Source organism: Streptomyces sp. NPDC045968, from assembly GCF_056430475.1.
The window spans coordinates 202,690-222,634 of the sequence record NZ_JBWKLF010000001.1 but is presented as its reverse complement, the minus strand read 5'-3'; the positions used below and the strand labels follow the sequence as shown (position 1 = coordinate 222,634).

Genomic DNA, 19,945 nt, shown 5'->3' with positions numbered 1-19,945 from the left:
GTTCAGGGGTCTTGGCGGCTATCGTGGGCCGAAAGCTTACGGTCACAACCTGGTAGGGGGACACCGTGGCGTTGAAGCCCGAACCGACCGCGCCGTTCCACTCGGCGCAGTACGCCCTACGCGTGCTCGAAACGGTCTCCAAGCACGGCAACGGTGTGACCGACGAACAGATCGCCCGCGAGACGGGGCTGCCCACCGGCCACCTCGCCTCCCTGCTGCTGATGCTGCGCCGCGAGGGGTACGTCGAACAGGTCACCGACGGGGCGTACGTCATCGGCTCCTCGCTCCTCCTGCTCGGCTCCGGCGCGGCCCGCCGGCAGGCCCTGGAGGACAAGCTCCAGCAGACGCTGGTGCAGCTGCGTGACTCCGTCGGGGCCGCGGTCTACCTCAGCCGGTACGTCGACGGTGAGATCCGGGTCACGCAGATGGCGGCCGGGCCCCGCACACCCGCGGTCCACGAGTGGGTGGACTTCCGGTCGTCGGCGCACGCCAGCGCGATCGGGAAGTGTCTGCTGACGCAGCTCGACCAGAACGGGCGGCGCGACCACATCTCCCGGCACAAGACGGCCAGGCTCACCTCGCGGACGATCACCAGCGAGAAGGTGCTGTTCTCCAAGCTGGACAGTCAGCCCGCGACGGTTCCGGTGCTGGACCTCCAGGAGTACGCGCTGGGCACGGTGTGCGCGGCGGTGCCGCTGACCGCCGGGGCGTCGGCCGGATGCCTGGCGCTCTCGCTCCCGGTCGAGGACGCGCACCGGCTGCGGTCGGCGGCGGACACGCTGAACCGGCGGGCGGCGCCCGTACTCCTGTCGCTGACGCTCTAGCCCCCGCACCGCCTGGCGATTCCGGGCAAATCGGTCACAGGCCCGGGGGTGGCGACGCGTGTCGTCAGCACCCCTGGAGAGCAGGTATTATTTTCGAGTCAGCAGGCGCCGTTAGCTCAGTTGGTTAGAGCAGCTGACTCTTAATCAGCGGGTCCGGGGTTCGAGTCCCTGACGGCGCACGACAACGCAGTGGGCGGTTTCCGATGTTTCGGGAACCGCCCACTGCGCTTTTTGCTGCCCCTGAATCCATACAGATGTTTTATACGAACGTCATAGACAGGCGTTCTATACGGCCGTATATTCCCTGGCATGACGCACGCGACACACACCACCGCCGAGCGCGGCGAGCTCGCCGGCCGCCGGGAATGGACGGCCTTCGTGGTCCTCCTCCTCCCTCTCCTCCTGGTCTCCATGGACGTCTCCGTCCTCTTCTTCGCCATCCCGTCCATCGACCGGGACCTCGCCCCCAGCGCCACCCAGCAGCTCTGGATCTTCGACGTGTACGCCTTCGCGCTGGCCGGCCTTCTGATCACCATGGGCTCGCTCGGCGACCGGATCGGCCGCCGCCGCCTGCTGATGTCCGGCGCGGTCGCGTTCAGCGCCGCCTCCGTGGCCGCCGCCTACGCCACCAGCCCGGAGATGCTCATCGGCGCCCGGGCGCTGCTCGGGATCGGCGGCGCGACGCTGATGCCGTCGACCATGGGCCTGGTCCGGAACATGTTCCGCGACGACCGGCAGCGCGGCCGGGCCATCGGCATCTGGTCGGGCGCGATGGCGGGCGGTATCGCGCTCGGCTCGGTGTTCAGCGGGATCATGCTGGAGCACTTCTGGTGGGGCTCGGTCTTCCTGATCAACGTGCCGGCGATGGTGCTGCTGCTGGTCCTGGCGCCGGTGCTGGTGCCGGAGTTCAAGGACCCGGCACCCGGCCGGTTCGACCTGCTGAGCGTGCCGCTTTCGATGGGCGCCGTCCTGCCGGTCGTCTACGGAATCAAGGAGAGCGCCGCCCGCGGCCCGAACCCGCGCGACGGACTCGTCGTCGCCGCCGGTCTGCTCGTCGGCTGGGCCTTCGTACGCCGCCAGCGTCGCGGGAGTGACGCGATGATCAGCCGGGAACTGTTCCGCGGGAGGGGCTTCGCGGCCGGTATCGGCCTCAACTCGCTGGCCTCGTTCGCCATGATGGGCTCCGCGTTCTTCACCACCCAGTACCTCCAGTCGGTCCTCGGCATGGGCACGCTGGAGGCCGCGGTGTGGAGCCTGGCACCGTCACTGGCGGTCGGCGCCGCCGCCCCCCTGGCCACCACGGTCGCCCAGCGCGCCGGCCGGCCGCCGGTCGTCTGCGCGGGGTTCGTCATCGCCGCCGCAGGATTCGGTGTGCTCGCCCTGTCCGGTACGGATTCGCTCTGGCTGCTGCTCGGCGGGGCAGCCGTGCTGAGCAGCGGGATCGTCACCGTGATGGCGCTAATCTCAGATCTGGCGCTGGCCACCGCCCCGCCGGAGAAGGCGGGTTCGGCGGCCTCGCTGCTGGAGACCGGCCAGGAGTTCGGCGGCGCGACGGGGATGGCGCTGCTGGGCGCCCTCGCGACGGCGGTCTATACGGCGGACATGCCGGGATCGGCGCCGGAGGCCGCCCGCGAAACGCTTCCCGGGGCCTTGGCCACCGGGGACGCGTCGCTGATCTCGGTGGGCCGGGAGGCGTTCGTGCACAGCATGCAGTACGCGTCGGTGGCGGGGGCGGTGCTGTTGCTGGCCGGGGCGGTACTGGCCGCTGTGCTGCTGCGGCGCGACGGGCGGACGGACACGTGGAAAACGGCGGCCCCCGCCCGGGCCGCCGCCGCACCACTGTGCTGACCGGACGTCAGAACTGCACGTCGGAGCAGGCGTAGAACGCGTTGCCGGTGTCCGCGACGTTCCAGACGGCGAGGATGATGTGCTTGCCGGTCTTCTGGGTGGGGATGGTGCCCTGGTGGGTCAGGGTCGCCGGGGGCTGCTGGTTCCCGTACGGCACCGTCATGAACGGCTGGGATTCCAGGGCGGCCCGGGTGAGCGGCTGAGTGGAGTTCCAGCCGTTCCTGGTGATGTAGTACCGGAAGTCACTGGTGGAGTGGCGGGCGGTGAACTGCCAGCGGAAGCTGTAGCCCTGGCCGCCGGTGACCTTGGTCGCGGGCCAGTTGCCGCCGCGCGGGTCGTCGAGCGCCGCGAAGCTGCCGTTTCCGGCGGAGCAGATCTTGCCGTCCGCGGGACCGGCCGCCGGGAAGCCCTTGGGGCCCTCGACGCTCTGCGGCTCCCACTGGATGGCGCCGCAGCCGGTCACCGTGCCGTTGGCACACAGTTTCTGACGGCTGATCGGGGAGTCGGTGTAGCCGTGGCTGCTGGCGCTACTGGTCGCGAACATGGACGCGCCCGCTATCGCCAGGCCTATCACGGCCGCGCTTGCCCTTTTCCGCATGCTTTTGCTCCTCAAGAACGTGGGGGAGGTTCCATGAGCTCTGCTCTGCGCGCGTGTTGTGCGGTCTAGACCAAGTCATAGGTTATGGACGGGGCATGAACATGTCCAGACCAATGAGCGTCCGATTCCGGTTCACCGGCGGGGGCGGCGGGTCGCCCTCAGGCGCCTTCCCCGCCGCGGCGTCCGGTGTAGAAGGCCACCGTCAGGTCCTTCACCAGCGCCTTTCGCTCGTAGTCGTCGAGCTCCACGATGCCGCGCGAGGTGAGCCGGTGCACCGTGTCGTCGACGGCGTCGACCACGGAAGTCAGCACGCTGTCGCGGTGCTTGGCGTCGATCGCGGCGATCCGGCGTCGCTGCATCGCGGCGGCGACCTCGGGGGCGTACTCGATACCGGTCGGCTGCGCGGAGTACACCTCGATGCCCACGGGTTCGCAGTCCGCCTTCAGCATCCGGGTCAGCGCGTCGCCGACGGCCTCGGCGTTGCGCAGGGTGTGCGCGTCCTCGTGGAAGGCGTCGGCCGGCAGCTGCGAGAGGACCCGCGCCATCGCGGCCTCGACCTGCTCGCGCAGATACTCCTCGTGGTCGGCGACGCCCAGCGTGGCCCGCACGGTGTCCTTGATCCGCCAGACGACGAGGACGACCACGCGCAGTGCGGTGCCGTTCGCGTCCACGGCGGGCACGGGTTCGCTGCGCCAGTGCCGCAGCCGTACGTCGACGCGGCGGCGCAGCAGGAGCGGGGAGACCCACACCAGGCCGGTGCGGCGGACGCTTCCCCGGTAGTCGCCGAAGAGGGTCAGCACCCAGGCGTAGCCGACCCGGCCCCGGCCGAGACCGCCGAGCGCGAACATGACCACCGTCACCAGGAAGGCGAGCAGCACCCAGGCCCCGATGCCGATGCCGTCGTACGCGCGGGAGCCGATCCCGATGCGGTCGAGCGCGGCGGCGGGCAGCGCCCCGGACCACCACAGGGTGGCGAGCCCGGCCACGGTCCCGACCGCTCCGGTGAGCAGCGCGGCCCAGCCGGGCAGGGCGGGCCCGGGCCGCTCGGCCAGCCTGGGGTCGGCGAGCGGTGCGGGCCTGGTCGGGGCCTGCACCTGCGTCTGCGGCGTGCGCGGCAGGGGCGGCCGCCGGGCGGGCTGCGTGCGCCGGGTCACGAAGGCGGGCAGCGCGCCGGGGTCGCCGTGCTCGGGGCGCGTCTCGGGGTCACGTACGTCGCGTGTGCCGCGCGTGTCCCGCGTATCGCGTGTGTCCCGGGTGCCCCGTGGGTCCCGCGTATCGCGTGTGTCCCGCGTGTCGCGGTCGTCGCGGAAGAGCAGGTGTACGGGGATGGAGGCCGTGGACTCGTTCGCGATGACGGAGTGCCGTCGCCCGGTGTCCCACCAGTTGTCGGGATCGACGGTGCCGCCCTCGTTCCCCGGCACCGGCACACCGACGAGCCCGGCCGCGCGCACGGGGTCGGGCGGGCCGTTCGGCACGACGTCGTCACCCACGACGGATGCGCCGCCGGCCCCCCGGCCCGGCACCGGGACGGACGCCCCCACGGCGGCGCCCGCCGGAAGGAGATCAAGCACCAGATCCACCACGGTGTCGTCACCCCACTCCGACCGCTCACCGGCCGGCACCTCGCCGGTCCCGGCACCGCCGTCCACCCCGCGCCAGGGCGCCTCCCGGGAACCCGCGCCCGCCGCGGCCACAAGACCCGGCTCCGGCGCCGAGCCGCCCCGCTCCGCCGGGGCCTCGGTGGCCGGCTCCCCGGACGGCCGGCCGGGGGCCGACTCCAGGAGCAGGGGGCCCGGGGCCGGATCACCCCCGTCCGCGCGACCCGGCTGCGGCACCGGACCGCCCCCGTCCGCGGAGGCCCCACTCGCCCGCTCCCCCGCGGACCGGGCCGGGGCCGGCCCCTGGGGCGGCGTGTCCGCCTGCGGGGTGGTCCCGGCCGGGCCGCCGGGGGCCGGAGCGGCCCCGGACGGGGTACCCGTGGCGGGGACCTCGATCACGTCCTCGTGTCCGTTCACCGGCTGCCCTGCCTTTCCGTCCTCCGGGGATCCGGAGCTGTCCGACACCATGGGTCGCATTCCCGCCTCCGTCATGTCCGTGCCGTCACGCGAAGAGCCGCCGCCAGGTCTCCGGGCCCGGGTAGCCGTCGGCCGCGCTGCCCCGCCAGCCCAGGGACCGCTGGAACGCCTCGACGTTGCGGCGGTCCGCCTCGGTCCACCGGGGGCCGGGGCCCGAGCGGTAGTGCTTGCCGTAGCCCTTCTTCACCAACTGCGTGCCGAGCCGTGCGACATGGCTGTTGGACTGACCCGGCTTGAAATAGCCGCGGCCCGGGAAGGCCGGGGCCGTGTTCGGGCTGCCGCCCGTACCGGCGGCGGGGATGCCGCGCCCGGTGCCGGCGATCAGATGGCGCCAGGTGTCAGGACCGGGGATGCCGTCGGCCTCCGTGCCCTTCCAGCCCTGGGCCTGCTGGAACGCCTGGGTCGCACGCCTGTCCGCCTCACCCCACCGCGGTCCCGGCCCCTGGGTGTAGAACCGCTTGCCGCCCCGCGCCACGAGCATCTGGCCGAGCTGGGTGACGTACGCGTTGTCGGCTCCCGGCCCGAACTTCCCAGCCCCGGGGAAGGCCGTCGAGGAGCCGCTCCCCGCCGACCCGCCCGTGAGACCCCGGTAGCGGTACGCCACGTACCGGTCGGAGTTGTTCCAGTACGCCATGGGCGTCGCCTGCCTGCGTGTGTGCGGGCGCGCCTGCTCGTAGGCGGTGTAGTGGCTGTGCCGGTAATCGGTCCAGCCGCCGAAGATCGTGACGTGCGAGCCGTTGGACGGGTCCGCCAGGTTGTGGAAGAGCAGGATGTCGCCGGGCTGCAGCTCCTCCCGGGAGATCCGCGTCCCGTACTGGGCGAGGCTGCCCGTCCACTCGTTGCCGCCCAGGTTCCACGCCATCGAGACGAACCCGGAGCAGTCCTGGCGGTAGCCGTCCGACCAGTACTTCTCCATGCTGTACGGGACCTGCGCGGAAACCCAGGTCTTGGCCCGGTTGATGATGTCGGCCCGCGTGGTCGTACGGACCACCGGCCCCGAGGACGGCGGGCCCGAGGACCCGGTCCCCTTCAGTGGGCCCTTCTCGCCCTGCGGCGTGGCCGGTTCGGGGTCCGCCGGCGCGTCCGTCCGGGCGGGCCCCGCGGCGTGTCCCGCGGCGGCCGCCGCGTCGGCGGCCCCGCTGGACAGGACCACTCCGGCGGCCGTCACCAGCACCAGCGCCCGGCGTGCGCCGTGCGCCGCCGGGTGCCCGCCGTGCCGCGTCGACAGGGCCCTGGCCGCGGTACGCCGCTGCGCGGCACACCCCGCACAGGTGCAGTCGACAGCGGGTTCGTACTCCTCGAAGACCGGCACAGTCATGCGATTCCCCTCCGCACTCGTCAAGATCTTTGGGCGCATCTGCAACGGGCGTCAGTGTCTCAACTCTCCTGACATATCGCATTTTGACGGATCAAAGAGAAAAAACGACCATCCCACAGGGCGTGGCGCGGCGGAATTGGTCAGGGGCACGGCATCGCGTCGGGTAGAGTTCTCCAGGTCAGCAGGCGCCGTTAGCTCAGTTGGTTAGAGCAGCTGACTCTTAATCAGCGGGTCCGGGGTTCGAGTCCCTGACGGCGCACGCACAGTCAAGGCCCTCTCACCGAGCGTGAGGGGGCCTTGTCCGTGTGTCCGGGCATCCGCGCGCGCCCGCGGGTGCCCCCTCGCGCCCCCTCCCCTCACTCCTCGCACACACCGGCCACATCGTGCGTATGCCCAGTAAGTACCGTTTTTCACCCTTGCGATCACACGACAAGTCGGACAACCTGTCCCCTAGCCGTCGACTCCGAAGGTGCCGCAGCGCCCGGGCAGTTGGGCAGCGGAGGGTGACGTACCGGTTGGGTGTACCGCGGGGTGGGGGTCCCGCTGACGGACGAACGCCGAGGGGGCATCATGCAACCGGAAGGCCTCCTTTCCATGTCTGTGGAAAGGTGGCCCGCCACTGTGTGCGTGTGCGGTGATCCAGGGGGCTCCACCGCACACGACTGACCGACCAATCGCGCACTGACCATGCGTGCGGGGGGATGACCCATGACGTCGACGCCGCCAGGCGCCCGGCCGGACAACGACTCGTCCCGGACCACGCAGCTTCGGATACCCCCGCAGCTGCGGACCGGGCAGCGGCGGCGCCAGACGAACAAGGCGCTGCCGCGCTACGACTACGAGCACTACAGCCGGCTCGCCGGGCCCCTGACCCAGCCCGACCCCACCCGGCCCTACACGGTCCGCTACCGCTCCCTGCTCTCGCAGGAACCGCACCGCTTCCGGGCCGCACTGCTCCTCGGCGCGGCCCCCCTCGTATCGCTCGGCCTCTTCGCCTGGCTGATGCAGCCCGGGCACTGGACGGAACGCGACCCGAACCTCAAGAACGACACGCTGCTGGTCCTCGACATCGTCATGCTGGTCTCGATCGGTCTGATCGAGCTCTTCCGCACGATGAACGTCCTCTCCAACGCGCACGCGACGCTGGTGGCCCGCGACCCGGTCCCGGTGGTGCCGGAGACGGGTACCAAGGTCGCCTTCCTCACCTCCTTCGTGCCGGGCAAGGAGCCCCTGGAGATGGTGACGAAGACCCTGGAGGCGGCGGTGCGCATCCGGCACCGCGGACTCCTGCACGTCTGGCTGCTCGACGAGGGCGACGATCCCGCGGTCAAGGAGGTGTGCGCCCGGCTCGGTGTGCACCACTTCTCCCGCAAGGGCGTCGCACGCTGGAACCAGCCCAAGGGCCCGCACCGCGCGAAGACCAAGCACGGCAACTACAACGCCTGGCTCGACGCGCACGGCGGGAACTACGACTTCTTCGCCTCGGTCGACACCGACCACGTACCCCTGCCCAACTATCTGGAGCGGATGCTCGGCTACTTCCGCGACCCGGACATCGGCTTCGTCATCGGACCGCAGGTCTACGGCAACTACGACACGTTCGTCACGAAGGCCGCCGAGTCGCAGCAGTTCCTCTTCCACGCGCTGATCCAGCGCGCGGGCAACCGCTACGGCGCCCCGATGTTCGTCGGCACGAGCAACGCCGTGCGGATCTCGACCCTCAAGCAGATCGGCGGTCTCTACGACTCGATCACCGAGGACATGGCGACCGGCTTCGAGATCCACCGCGCCCGCAACCCCCTGACCGGGAACAAGTGGCGCTCCGTCTACACCCCGGACGTACTCGCCGTCGGTGAGGGTCCCACCGCGTGGACGGACTTCTTCACGCAGCAGCTGCGCTGGTCGCGCGGGACGTACGAGACGATCCTCAAGCAGTACTGGAAGGGCTGGTTCTCGCTCCCCGCGGGCAAGCTCTTCAACTACACGATGATGATCATCTTCTATCCGATGTCGGCGATGAACTGGATTCTCGCCGCGCTGAGTTGCGCGCTGTTCCTCGGCATGGGCGCCTCCGGTGTGCAGATCGACCCGACGATCTGGATGATGCTCTACGGCAACGCCTCCGCGCTCCAGATCGGTCTCTACATCTGGAACCGCCGCCACAACGTCTCGCCGCACGAGCCCGAGGGCTCCGGCGGACTCGCCGGGATGATGATGTCGGCGCTCTCCGCGCCGATCTACGCACGCTCCCTGCTGGATGCCGTCCTGCGCCGCAAGAGCTCCTTCGTGGTGACACCGAAGGGCGACTCGTCGAGCCCGGACACCCTCTTCGGCACCTTCCGTATCCACCTCTTCTTCCTCCTCGTCTTCGGCGGCTCCATCGCCGCCTCCTTCTTCCTGGGCCACAGCCATCCCGCGATGCTGACCTGGGCCTGCCTCGCCCTGCTGATCACGGCGGCGCCGATCTTCGGCTGGCGGCACACCGTCCGCGCCGAGCGGAAGAAGCGCCGCGCGGGGCGGCACGGGGGCAGGGCCGCGGCGCCCGGGCCCCGGCCCCTTCCGCCGGAGCGGCCCGGCCCCGCCGACAACGAACAGACCATGCAGATCGCCCTTGGGGGACGTAAGAAATGAAGTACCGTCCGAGCCGCCGTACCCGCCGGCTGGCGATCAGTACGGCGGTGGTTCTCGCGCTCGCGGGCGCGAACGGACCGTGGCTGTACCGGTTCGGCACCGAGCGCTACCACGCGTACGAGATCAACACCGCGGAGTACAAGGCCGCGAACGGTCACTGGGACTTCCTCGACGTCCCCGCCGAGTTCCGGATCAACACGATCCACGCGGCGCTGCTGCACACCGGCAAGGTGCTGCTCGTCGCGGGTTCGGGCAACAACCAGAAGAACTTCGACGCGAAGAGCTTCCGGTCGGTGCTGTGGGACCCGGCGACGAACGGGTTCAAGAACATACCCACGCCCAAGGACATGTTCTGCTCCGGTCACACCCAGCTGCCCGACGGCAAGCTCCTGATAGCCGGCGGCACCAAGCGGTACGAGAAGCTGGAGGGCGACGTCACCAAGGCCGGCGGCCTGATGATCGTCCAGAACGAGGACCCGGACAAGCCCGTCACCCTGCCGGCCGGCACCCGGTTCACGGGCAAGGAGAACGGCAAGACGTTCGTTTCCAAGGACCCCGTGCTGGTCGAGAAGGCCACGAAGGTCTTCGACAAGCGGACCGGCGCCTTCGTGCGCAACGAACCCGGTCGCGGACGGATCTACGTCGAGGCCAGACAGTCCGGCAAGAAGTACGAGACGGGCACCGAGGACAACTACCGGATCGCCGGTCTGTCCGGCTCCGACACCCGTAACGTGTACGGGATCGCCCAGAAGCTCGCCCTGGACAAGAAGGACTTCCAGGGCATCAGGGAAGCCTACGAATTCGACCCGGTGGCGGAGAAGTACATCACCGTCGACCCGATGAACGAGGCCCGCTGGTATCCCACGCTGACCACGCTGAAGGACGGCAGGGTCCTCGCACTCTCCGGTCTGGACGAGATCGGGCAGATCGTGCCCGGCAAGGACGAGATCTACGACCCCCGGACCAGGACGTGGGAGTACACCGGCGTCGTCCGGAAGTTCCCGACCTACCCGGCGGTCTTCCTCCTCAACGACGGCAAGCTCTTCTACTCCGGCTCCAACGCCGGGTACGGGCCCGCGAACGTGGGCCGCGCCCCCGGTGTCTGGGACCTGGGGACGAACACGTTCAAGAGGATTCCCGGACTCAGCGACCCGGACAGGATGGAGACCTCGGCGACCGTACGGCTGCCTCCCGCCCAGGACGAGAAGTTCATGGTCATCGGCGGGGGCGGGGTCGGTGAGTCCGAGAAGTCCAGCGAGAAGTCCCGGCTGGTGGACCTCAAGGCCGGGAAACCGCGGTTCGTGGACGGCGCGGCGCTGTCGTCGGGCACCCGGTACCCGAGCGCCTCACTGCTGCCCGACGACTCGCTGCTGGTCACCGGCGGCTCCGAGGACTATCGCGGGCGCGGCGGCTCCGATGTGCTCCAGGCGCGGCTGTACGACGCGAAGTCGGACACGTACCAGCGGGTGGCGGACCCCGCCGTCGGCCGCAACTACCACTCCGGGTCGGTGCTGCTGCCGGACGGCCGGGTCATGATCTTCGGCTCGGACTCGCTGTACTCGGACCGGGACAACACACGGCCGGGCACGTTCGAGCAGCGCATCGAGATCTACACGCCGCCGTATCTGTACCGCGGGGACCGCCCGGAGCTGACGGACGGGCCCAAGCGGATCGCGCGCGGCGGTACGGGGACGTTCACGACGCGGCAGGCGTCGTCCCTGAAGTCGGCGAAGCTGATGCGGCCGAGCGCGGTCACGCATGTCACGGACACGGATCAGCGGACGGTCGCGCTGGATCTGAGGACGACGGCGGACGGGGTCACGGTGACGGTGCCGAAGAACCGGGCGCTGGTTCCTTCGGGCTGGTACATGCTGTTCGTGACCGACGAGCGGGGCACGCCGTCGGAGGGGACGTGGGTGGAAGTGCCGTAGCCACGCGTTCGAGCCCGGGCGCGCTTACTGGCCGGCCAGATCCAGCGCGTACTCCGGCCACCATTCGCCCGCCTTCGGGCCGCCCTTGCAGGTGCCGTCCGATTCGCCGGGGCGCTTGATCCAGAGATAGGCGTCGATCAGCTCGTCGCCCGTCCGCGTCGTCGGCGTTTCGCCCAGCGCGCGGCCCGGTGGATTGCACCAGTTCTCCGCCGGGTCGCCGCCGTCGTAGGGGCCGTTGCCGTTGCGGCTGGTGTCGATCACGAAGGGCTTGCCGCCGACCTTCGCCGACAGCCGCTTGCCGAAGTCCGTACTGGCAGCCGTGGTCTGGAAGTTGGAGACGTTGACCGCGAAGCCGTCGGCCTCCCCCACCCCCGCCCGCTGGAGCGGCTCGAACAGCGCGTCGGGGCTCTGCCAGCCCGCGTTGCCCGCGTCGACGTAGACCGTGGTCCCGGGCTGCTGCTTCAGCCGCCGCACGGCACCCTTGAGCAGGTCGTAGCGCTCCTCGTGGAACTCCTGCGGTGTGCAGCCGTCGACCAGGTGCAGCAGCGCGTCCGGTTCCAGGATCACCGTGGTGCGGCGGTCGCCGATGCCCCTGGCCACGTTCTCCACCCAGGCCCGGTAGGTGTCCCCGTCGGACGCTCCCCCCTTGGAGAACTGTCCGCAGTCGCGGTGCGGGATGTTGTAGAGCACCAGCAGGGCCTCCCGGCCGGCCTTGTCGGCCGCCTCGGTGACGCCCTTCACCTCGCCCTCGGGGTTGTCCGGGCCGATCCACTCACCGACCGGCTGCCGGGCGATCTTCCTGATCAGGCCGGCGTTCCTGTCGTCGCCGTCCTTCGCGTAGCCGGCGGCCTGCCGTGCCGCGGTGCCGTCGGGGTCGACCCAGAACGGGGCGCTGTCCCTGGGCTGCTGGCCGATGGCGGCGGACGGTCCGTCCTTCTCCTCGTCACCGGACGAGGAACAGCCCGCCAGGAGCAGGACCGCGCCGATCACGGCCGCCGTACCGGTGCGCAGACCGGCTCCCGGGCGCGTGCGCGCGCCGGACCGGCCGGTGTAACTGCCGTACATCCACTCCCCCTCGGGTGCACTGGTCGCACTGATCGCAGCCGTTGCCGGCCGCACCGATGTACTCCCGGTCATATCCATCCTGGCACAGCGGCAGGGGCGCCCGCCGCGACCGCGATATCCGGACAACCCGTCAGAAATTCTGTGGGCCCGAGGGATCGCCGTGCCTACAGTGTCGGGCAGGCACCCGACCTCCCGCGCCGTGCCCGGCTTCTCCCGCAGCCGGGCACCAGCGGTCGAGGACCGGCCCGGCCGACGACTCCGAGGGGGAGCGGACTGCCGGCCGGGCCAGGTACCCACGGTGTGCCGTACGTCAGACGGGGCTCTTCTCGCCGTTGTCCTTCGCGGTCGCGCTGTCCTGGCCCGTCAGATAGGCCGAGACGACCACATTGGCGGTGTACGAACGCGACTTCCGGTCGTACGTGCCGCCGCAGGTGATCAGCCGGAGCTCCGCCCGGCCGTCCTTGCGGGGGCCGTACGCCTTCTGGGCGTCGAAGCGTTCCCGGGTGAAGACCTGGACGTCGTCGATCGTGAACTCGGCGATCGTGCCGTCGGACCTGGTCACGCGGACCTTCTCGCCGGGGCGGGCGGCGCTGAGCCCGTAGAACACGGCGGGCTTCGTCTCCGTGTCGACATGGCCGACGAAGAGCGCGGCGCCCTCGGTGCCGGGTTCGGTGCCGCTGCCGTACCAGCCGACGGTCTGCGGCTTCGCGTACGGCGGCGGGTCGATCGCCCCGTCCTTGTCCAGACCGCGCCGGACGACGGGGGCCTCGATCCCTATCGAGGGGATCTCGACCCGCTCGGGCGCGGCACCGTCGAGCGGCTTGTGCGCCGGGGGCAGCGGTACGCCCAGGGGGCGCCCGACCGCCGCGACGTCCCCGGTCGTGGGGGCGGAGCTGCCGCCCGGGCCGTCCGTGATCTCGCGGCCCCAGAGCCACAGTCCCAGCAGGAGAACGGCCCAGGCAACTCCGGTGAGCAACCGCCCGGTGCCTGCCGGGCGGTCCGAGCCGGACACGTCAGTCCGTGGCCGAGCGACGGCGCCGTGCGCTGCGGAAGGCGACGGCGACGGCCGCGACGGCCCCGAGGACCAGACCGGTCACGGCATGCCGTGTGCCCGGGCCGTCCTGCTCGGCTGCCTGGTCGGCGAGGGTGGCGGTGCCACCGCCGCCGGCCCTGACGGGGGCGATGGGCGAGGGCTGCCGGTGGTGGACGACGGTGATCTTGCCGGTGGCCTTGCCCTTGCCGCCCTTGCAGTTCACCCAGACGTCGTAGTCGCCGGGTTCGGCGTCGGAGCGGATCCTGGCCTCGGCGAACAGACCCTTGTTGTCGGCGGGGGCGAAGTGGGCCTCGGAGACGAAGGCATCGGAGTTGCCTTTGGCCGCCTTGCCCTTGCCGCAGATGTCGACCCAGAGCTCGACCTCCCCGCCGGGGGCTATGGCGGACGGGGTCACCGAGACCCTTCCCTGGGGCTCGGAGTCGGCCAGCGCGGCGGTCGTGGGCAGCAGAGTCGCCGCGGCCGCCGCGGCGGCACAGAACGTGAGGGGCAGTGAACGCATGGTGAACCTCCTTCTGGCAGGTTCACCCGTGCGTCGGCATTTCGCATCCGCAGGACGCGCGGGGCAGGTCACGACGCGTGTCGCGACCGGCCCCGCGAACCCGTGTCAGGGCAGGTCGACGAGGTCGACCAGGTCGGCGATGGAGTCGACGACGGTGGACGGCCGGAAGGGGTACCGGTCGATGTCGGCCAGGGTGGTGAGGCCGGTGAGGACCAGGAAGGTCTGCATGCCCGCCTCAAGCCCCGCCAGGACGTCGGTGTCCATCCGGTCGCCGATCATGGCGCTGGTCTCGGAGTGGGCGCCGATGGCGTTGAGACCGGTCCGCATCATCAGCGGGTTGGGCTTGCCCGCGAAGTAGGGGTCCTTGCCGGTAGCCTTGGTGATCAGGGCGGCGACCGAGCCGGTGGCGGGCAGCGGGCCCTCGGCGGAGGGGCCGGTCTCGTCCGGGTTGGTGCAGATGAAGCGGGCGCCGCCGTTGATCAGCCGGATCGCCTTGGTGAGCGCCTCGAAGCTGTACGTACGGGTCTCGCCGAGCACCACGTAGTCCGGGGCGTGGTCCGTGAGGATGTAGCCGATGTCGTGCAGGGCGGTGGTGAGCCCGGCCTCGCCGATGACGTACGCCGTGCCGCCCGGCCGCTGGTCGTCCAGGAACTGGGCGGTGGCCAGGGCCGAGGTCCAGATGTTCGCCACGGGCACGTCCAGGCCCATGCGCTTGAGCCGGGCGTGCAGGTCCCGTGCCGTGTAGATGGAGTTGTTGGTGAGGACCAGGAAGGGCAGCCCGGAGTCCCGCAGCCGCTTGATGAAGGCATCGGCGCCGGGGATCGGCGTGCCCTCGTGGATGAGGACGCCGTCCATGTCGGTCAGCCAGGATTCGATCGGCTTGCGCTCTGCCATGTGACGGGCTCCTGCCGTACGTACTGTGCACGCGATGTGCGGGGACGCCGGCGGCACCGCGTTGTGCAGCGCCGACGTCCCGATTTTAGGCTTCCCGTGTGATGGGGCGGAACTGCCGGGTCACGAGGAACTGATCTTGACCCCGTCCACCACCCAGTACCCGTTGTTGCCCGCCGTGCAGCGGAACCTCACCTTGACGCTGCCTGGTCGTCCGGGTAGGCCACGGGGCGACGGTGGCAGACGTATGTGAACGGGGCGGGGCTCAGTCCTGCTCGCGGCGGGCTCGTTCCGCCCGGGTCACGACGGCCGCCCCGCCGATGATGAGCACTCCGGTGGCGAATCCGAGTGGCAGGACCGGGTCCTGGCCGGTGCGGGCCAGCTCGGGGAGGGGGTTGCCCGCGGCGTCGCGGGGGGTGGTGCGGGTGCCGGTGTCGGCGTCGGTACCGGTTTCGCTTTCGGTGCCGGTGTCGGTATCGGCTTCCGGGTCGCCGTCGGTGCGGCTGTCGCCTCCGGCGTCGATGTCGCCGTCGCCGTCGCCGTCACCTTCGACGATGACGAAGGGGTAGTCACCGGATTCCCCGACCCACTCCCCGTCGGCGCTGCCGCCGCCACCCCCCTTCTGCCGATGGACGACGGCGGCGTTGACGGTGATCTTGCCGGGTTCGGTGTCGGAGGTGAAGGCCATCCGGACCTGAACGGTGACGGTACGTCCGGCGGGCACGGTGAAGCCGGGGAAGTCGTCGCCGTCCTCGCCTCCTCCGAAGACCCCGATCTGTTCGTCCCGGTCCGTGGTCTCCCAGGTGACGCGGTACTCCGCATCGGGATCGGCGCGCCTGGTCCGCTCGGAGAACTCCACCTGGATCTGGTCGGCGGCGAGCTTGCGGTCCTGATCGGTCACCACCAGGACCGGGTGGACGGCACGGCACGGCTCGGACGTGGTGTTGGTCAGATCGAGGAACCAGACCCCGTACCCGCCGCCGGAGGCGTACGTGTCCGGGCCGCCGTGGATTCTGGTCTCGATGGGGAACTCGTCGGCGTTCGGGTCACCGCAGCCGGGTTGCCGGCCGGCGCTGACGGATACGGCGGCGGCGCCCGCCGGGGCGGCTCCGACGAGGAGGACGGCCGCCGCGGCGATCCCGGCGGCGGGTCCGAGGGTTCCCAGAGTGATGAGGGCGCGGCCGTCGCGCAGCCTGACGGGGGGTTTGGGGGGCATAGGGGGGCACCCTTTGCTGCTCGCGAACGACCGGGCGGGTGACGTTGCCAGGGGGGTGGGGGCGGGGGGCCGCGACATGCCGGCCCGGTCACCCGTGCGGAGCCCTGGCGCCACTCGTCCGGCCCCGCGTTGTCCTCGAACGCCGGACGGGCCTGCTGGGATGGCCCGCTCATTCGGCCCCTCCCCGTCCCCGCGTGTCACGTGCCCTCAACAAGCTCCGGCCAGAATCAAGCCCGTCCGGTGATTGAGGACAACACCTCCGGCCCCGGCCCCGCTTCGCCGACCCGGCCGAACACCGGGGCCAGAACCAGTTGCGCCGCGCCCTCCGCGACCGGGCGGTCGCCGCCGCCCGCGACGGTGACGGGGGTCGGGCGGCCCGTTCCTTCCCGGCGGGCGCGGTCCTCGATCACCGCCCGGACGCCCCGTACGTACGCCTCCTCGTCCGCCGCCACGGTCCGCCCGCCCAGCACCACCCGGTCGATGTCGAGCAGCCCGACCAGATTCGCCGCCCCCGCCCCCAGCACCCGCACCGCCTCCGCGACATCGCCGCGCGCCACCGCTGCCAGGCACAGGGCCTCGACGCAGCCCCGGCCCCCGCACTCGCACAGCGGCCCGTCCAGTTGCAGCGTCTGGTGGCCGAACTCCCCCGCCCCCGTACGCACCCCCCGGTGCAGCTCGCCGCCGAGCACCAGTCCCGCGCCGAGCCCGGTCCCCAGATGGAGGTACGCGAAGTCGCTTCCGCCCGGCTCCCGCAGGGCCAGCCCGAGGGCCGCCGCGTTGGTGTCCTTGTCGACGACCACCGGCAGCCCGGTCCGCGCGGCCAGCGCGTCCCGCAGCGGGTAGCCGTCCCACTGCGGAAACCCCGTGACCCGGTGCAGCACCCCGCCCCGGTGGTCCAACGGCCCGGGCATGGCGACCCCGAGCCCGAACACCGGCCGCTGCCCCCGTACCGCGTCCGCCGCCTCCGCGGCTTCCGCGATCACCTCGTCCGCCGGGGCGCCGAGGTCGAGAGGCGACGTGCGGGCGGCCACCGGCGTGCCGGCCAGGTCGACCAGGACGGCCGTCAGCTCGTCGCGGTCCAGGTGGAGCCCCACCGCGTACCCCGCGTCCGGGACCAGCCGGAGCACCGTGCGCGGCTTGCCGCCGGTGGACGCGCGGTGGCCCGCCTCCGCCGCGAGCCCCTCCGCCCGCAGTCGGGCCGTGATCTTGCTGACGGCCTGCGGCGTGAGCCCCGTCCGCTCGGCCAGCTCCAGCCTGCTGATCCCGCGCTCGCCCGCGACCCGCAGCAGGTCCAGCACGAGCGCGGCGTTGTGGTGGCGCAGTGTCGGGAGGTTGGCTCCGCTGCCGCTCCTGGTATTGCTTCTGTTCACCACACCATTGTCCCCACCGCTTGCACTTTGGCAACAGCGTTGCTTAAGTGGCAGGCATGACTGGGAACCCCAATGCCCCACTCCGGGTCGCACTCGTCGGCTACGGCCTGGCCGGCTCCGTCTTCCACGCCCCGCTGATCGCCACGACCGAGGGCCTCGTCCTGGACACGGTCGTCACGTCGAACGAGGAGCGGCGGGCGCAGGCCCGCGCCGAGTTCCCGGACGTACGGTTCGCCGCCTCGCCCGACGAGCTCTGGCCCCGCGCGGACGAGCTCGACCTGATCGTGATCGCCTCCCCGAACAAGACCCACGTCGCGCTCGCGAAGGCCGCGCTCCGGGCCGGACTGCCGGTCGTCGTGGACAAGCCGATCGCGGGCACCGCCGCCGAGGCGCGGGAGCTGGCCGCGCTCGCCGACGAGCGGGGTCTGCTGCTCTCGGTCTTCCAGAACCGCCGCTGGGACAACGACTTCCTCACCCTGACCCGTCTGATCGCCGACGGCGAGCTCGGTGACGTACAGCGCTTCGAGTCCCGCTTCGAGCGGTGGCGTCCGCAGACCAAGGGCGGCTGGCGCGAGTCCGGCGACCCGCTGGAGATCGGCGGGCTGCTGTACGACCTGGGCAGCCATGTCGTCGACCAGGCGCTCACGCTGTTCGGCCCGGCGGTGCAGGTGTACGCGGAGAGCGACGTACGCCGTCCGGGTGCTTCGGCCGACGACGACACCTTCATCGCGATCACGCACGCCAACGGGGTGCGCTCGCATCTGTACGTCAGCGCCATCACGGCCCAGCTCGGCCCGCGCTTCCGCGTGCTCGGCTCGACGGCCGGGTACGTGAAGTACGGCCTGGACCCGCAGGAGGCCGCGCTGCGCGAGGGCCTGCGCCCCGTGGCGGACGAGCCGTGGGGCGAGGAGCCGCAGGAGCTGTGGGGCCGGGTCGGCTCGGGCGAGTCGCCCCTGACCGACGGCGGCACCCCTGTCCGCTCGCTCCCCGGCGACTACCCCGCGTACTACGCGGCGGTGACCGCGGCCCTGCGCGGCACCGGCGAGAACCCGGTGACCGCTCTCCAGGCCGCCGCCTCCCTGGACGTGCTGGAGGCCGCCCGCCGCTCCGCGCGCGAGGGCACGTCCGTGACCCTTCTCCCCCACCCCACCGAGGAGCACTCCGTATGAGTCCCACCGCTCCGACCATCTCCGAGCTCATCGCCCAGGAGCGCAGCCTGACGCTGCCCCACTTCGGCTACGACGACGCGTACGCGCTCGGCGGCCTGCTCGTCGCGCTGGCCCGCGCCCGGCACGCCCCCGTCGCGATCGACATCCGGCGCGGCGCGCAGCAGCTGTTCCATGCGGCGCTGCCCGGTTCGACCGCGGACAACGACGCCTGGATCGACCGCAAGCGCCGGGTCGTCGAGCGGTACGCGGAGAGCTCGTACCTGGTCGGCACCCGGTTCCGGGCGAAGGGCACCACGTTCGAGGAGTCCTCGCGCCTGGACCCGAACCTCTACGCCGCGCACGGCGGTTCGTTCCCGATCGCGGTCGAGGGCGCGGGCGTCATCGGCTCGGTCACGGTCTCCGGTCTGCCGCAGGCCGAGGACCACGCACTGGTCGTCGAGGCGCTGGAACAGTTCGCCACGAAGCTGAGCGGCGGAGTGCGGAAAGCCGGGAAAGCGGGACGCGGGGCCGACCGGGCCGGCGGGCGCCGGTGAGAAGACGATCACCTGTCGGAAGGGCAGCACACGGAAGGACAGCACGCCGGGGTGCCGGCCTGGCGAAAGCTGACGGGTCGGCCCCGCCCTGATCCATAGTGTTGCATTGCTGTGGTTGTTGCAAGCAACTCGCAATAACGGCCTAGGGTGGTCCCTGAAGATCACCCACTACCGAAAAGGGGCCGTGCCTGATGGGCACCTACGCTCTCCCGGACCTGCCGTACGACTACTCCGCGCTCGCGCCCGCGATCACCGGCGAGATCCTGGAGCTGCACCACGCCAAGCACCACGCCGCGTACGTCAAGGGCGCCAATGACACGCTGGAGCAGATCGCCGAGCTCCGCGACAAGGACGTGATCCCTCCGGCCGGGCTGGTCGGTCTGGAGAAGACCTTCGCGTTCAACCTCTCCGGGCACGTCCTGCACTCGATCTTCTGGCAGAACCTCTCCCCGGACGGTGGCGACCGCCCGGACGGCGCGCTGGCCACCGCGATCGAGGAACACCTCGGCGGTTTCGAGGCGTTCAAGAAGCAGCTCACCGTCGCCACCTCGTCCGTGCAGGGCTCGGGCTGGGGCGTGCTGGCCTGGGAGCCGCTGGGCCGTCGGCTGATCGTGGAGCAGGTGTACGACCACCACGGCAACGTGGGTCAGGGCAGCGTCCCGCTCCTCGTCTTCGACGCCTGGGAGCACGCCTACTACCTCCAGTACAGGAACGTCCGGCCCGACTACGTCACCAAGCTGTGGGACCTGGTCAACTGGGCCGACGTCCAGGCGCGCTTCACCGCCGCGACCGCGAACGTCGTCGGCTGACACCCGCGCCACAGCGGAACGGCGGGTGGGCCGGGAAGCCCGTGCGCTTCCCGGCCCACCCCCCCGCCCTCCTAAGGGACCCCCACCCCCCCCCTCTTTTCTCCGTTCCCCCGG

Annotated in this window: 16 protein-coding genes and 2 tRNA genes; 9 read left to right on the top strand and 9 right to left on the bottom strand. The window is 71.2% G+C overall.

What is annotated here, in order from left to right; translation table 11 throughout:
* Positions 1–65 precede the first annotated feature (65 nt).
* The 3 genes from AC07FA_RS00930 (at position 66) to AC07FA_RS00920 (ending at position 2,672) form a co-directional block, all read left to right on the top strand.
* Entirely contained in the window at positions 66–824 is a 759-nt protein-coding gene (locus AC07FA_RS00930) for an IclR family transcriptional regulator (protein ID WP_479072550.1), read from the top strand.
* 105 nt (positions 825–929) lie between these two features.
* Positions 930–1,003: transfer RNA gene (locus AC07FA_RS00925), tRNA-Lys, on the top strand.
* A 130-nt stretch (positions 1,004–1,133) separates the two neighbouring features.
* Positions 1,134–2,672 (top strand): MFS transporter, encoded by a 1,539-nt coding sequence (locus AC07FA_RS00920; protein WP_479072549.1) that lies wholly within the window; start codon positions 1,134–1,136, stop codon positions 2,670–2,672.
* Positions 2,673–2,679: 7 nt separating this feature from the next.
* Here AC07FA_RS00920 and AC07FA_RS00915 read toward each other — a convergent pair whose 3' ends face one another.
* The 3 genes from AC07FA_RS00915 to AC07FA_RS00905 form a co-directional block, all read right to left on the bottom strand.
* The gene (locus AC07FA_RS00915) at positions 2,680–3,270 is read right to left on the bottom strand and encodes a lytic polysaccharide monooxygenase auxiliary activity family 9 protein (protein ID WP_479072548.1); all 591 of its coding nucleotides are present in this window, start codon (positions 3,268–3,270) and stop codon (positions 2,680–2,682) included.
* Positions 3,271–3,428: 158 nt separating this feature from the next.
* Positions 3,429–5,345: an SPFH domain-containing protein gene (locus AC07FA_RS00910; RefSeq protein WP_479072547.1), complete on the bottom strand. Its 1,917-nt coding sequence runs from the start codon at positions 5,343–5,345 to the stop codon at positions 3,429–3,431.
* Positions 5,346–5,370: 25 nt separating this feature from the next.
* The gene (locus tag AC07FA_RS00905; protein ID WP_479072546.1) at positions 5,371–6,663 is read right to left on the bottom strand and encodes a peptidoglycan-binding protein; all 1,293 of its coding nucleotides are present in this window, start codon (positions 6,661–6,663) and stop codon (positions 5,371–5,373) included.
* A gap of 185 nt (positions 6,664–6,848) precedes the next feature.
* Here AC07FA_RS00905 and AC07FA_RS00900 point away from each other — a divergent pair.
* The 3 genes from AC07FA_RS00900 (at position 6,849) to glxA (ending at position 11,225) form a co-directional block, all read left to right on the top strand.
* Positions 6,849–6,922, top strand: a tRNA-Lys gene (locus AC07FA_RS00900).
* Positions 6,923–7,371: 449 nt separating this feature from the next.
* Positions 7,372–9,294, top strand: a complete 1,923-nt coding sequence (locus AC07FA_RS00895; RefSeq protein WP_479072545.1) for a glycosyltransferase family 2 protein — start codon at positions 7,372–7,374, stop codon at positions 9,292–9,294.
* Complete coding sequence (glxA, locus tag AC07FA_RS00890; protein ID WP_479072544.1) at positions 9,291–11,225, top strand: radical copper oxidase GlxA; 1,935 nt, start codon at positions 9,291–9,293, stop codon at positions 11,223–11,225. Before AC07FA_RS00895 ends, glxA begins: the two co-directional genes overlap by 4 nt.
* A gap of 24 nt (positions 11,226–11,249) precedes the next feature.
* On the opposite strand, the gene AC07FA_RS00885 is transcribed toward glxA, so the two are convergent.
* From AC07FA_RS00885 to AC07FA_RS00860, 6 genes are all read right to left on the bottom strand, one after another.
* Positions 11,250–12,290, bottom strand: a complete 1,041-nt coding sequence (locus AC07FA_RS00885) for a glycoside hydrolase family 6 protein (protein ID WP_479072543.1) — start codon at positions 12,288–12,290, stop codon at positions 11,250–11,252.
* Between the two features lie 310 nt (positions 12,291–12,600).
* A complete protein-coding gene (locus AC07FA_RS00880) occupies positions 12,601–13,302 on the bottom strand; it encodes a class F sortase (RefSeq protein WP_479072542.1) in 702 nt (233 codons plus the stop codon).
* Between the two features lies 1 nt (position 13,303).
* Complete coding sequence (locus AC07FA_RS00875) at positions 13,304–13,843, bottom strand: hypothetical protein (protein WP_479072541.1); 540 nt, start codon at positions 13,841–13,843, stop codon at positions 13,304–13,306.
* 105 nt (positions 13,844–13,948) lie between these two features.
* Positions 13,949–14,737 (bottom strand): HAD-IIA family hydrolase, encoded by a 789-nt coding sequence (locus tag AC07FA_RS00870; RefSeq protein WP_479072540.1) that lies wholly within the window; start codon positions 14,735–14,737, stop codon positions 13,949–13,951.
* Between the two features lie 262 nt (positions 14,738–14,999).
* Positions 15,000–15,950 (bottom strand): hypothetical protein, encoded by a 951-nt coding sequence (locus tag AC07FA_RS00865; protein WP_479072539.1) that lies wholly within the window; start codon positions 15,948–15,950, stop codon positions 15,000–15,002.
* A 227-nt stretch (positions 15,951–16,177) separates the two neighbouring features.
* Complete coding sequence (locus tag AC07FA_RS00860) at positions 16,178–17,323, bottom strand: ROK family transcriptional regulator (protein WP_479072538.1); 1,146 nt, start codon at positions 17,321–17,323, stop codon at positions 16,178–16,180.
* A 53-nt stretch (positions 17,324–17,376) separates the two neighbouring features.
* On the opposite strand from AC07FA_RS00860, the gene AC07FA_RS00855 reads away from it, so the two are divergent.
* The 3 genes from AC07FA_RS00855 (at position 17,377) to AC07FA_RS00845 (ending at position 19,831) form a co-directional block, all read left to right on the top strand.
* Positions 17,377–18,489 (top strand): Gfo/Idh/MocA family oxidoreductase, encoded by a 1,113-nt coding sequence (locus AC07FA_RS00855; protein WP_479072537.1) that lies wholly within the window; start codon positions 17,377–17,379, stop codon positions 18,487–18,489.
* Positions 18,486–19,022: a heme-degrading domain-containing protein gene (locus AC07FA_RS00850; RefSeq protein ID WP_479072536.1), complete on the top strand. Its 537-nt coding sequence runs from the start codon at positions 18,486–18,488 to the stop codon at positions 19,020–19,022. The genes AC07FA_RS00855 and AC07FA_RS00850 overlap by 4 nt, the downstream gene beginning before the upstream one ends.
* Positions 19,023–19,213: 191 nt before the next feature.
* Positions 19,214–19,831: a superoxide dismutase gene (locus AC07FA_RS00845; RefSeq protein ID WP_479072535.1), complete on the top strand. Its 618-nt coding sequence runs from the start codon at positions 19,214–19,216 to the stop codon at positions 19,829–19,831.
* Positions 19,832–19,945: the final 114 nt, after the last annotated feature.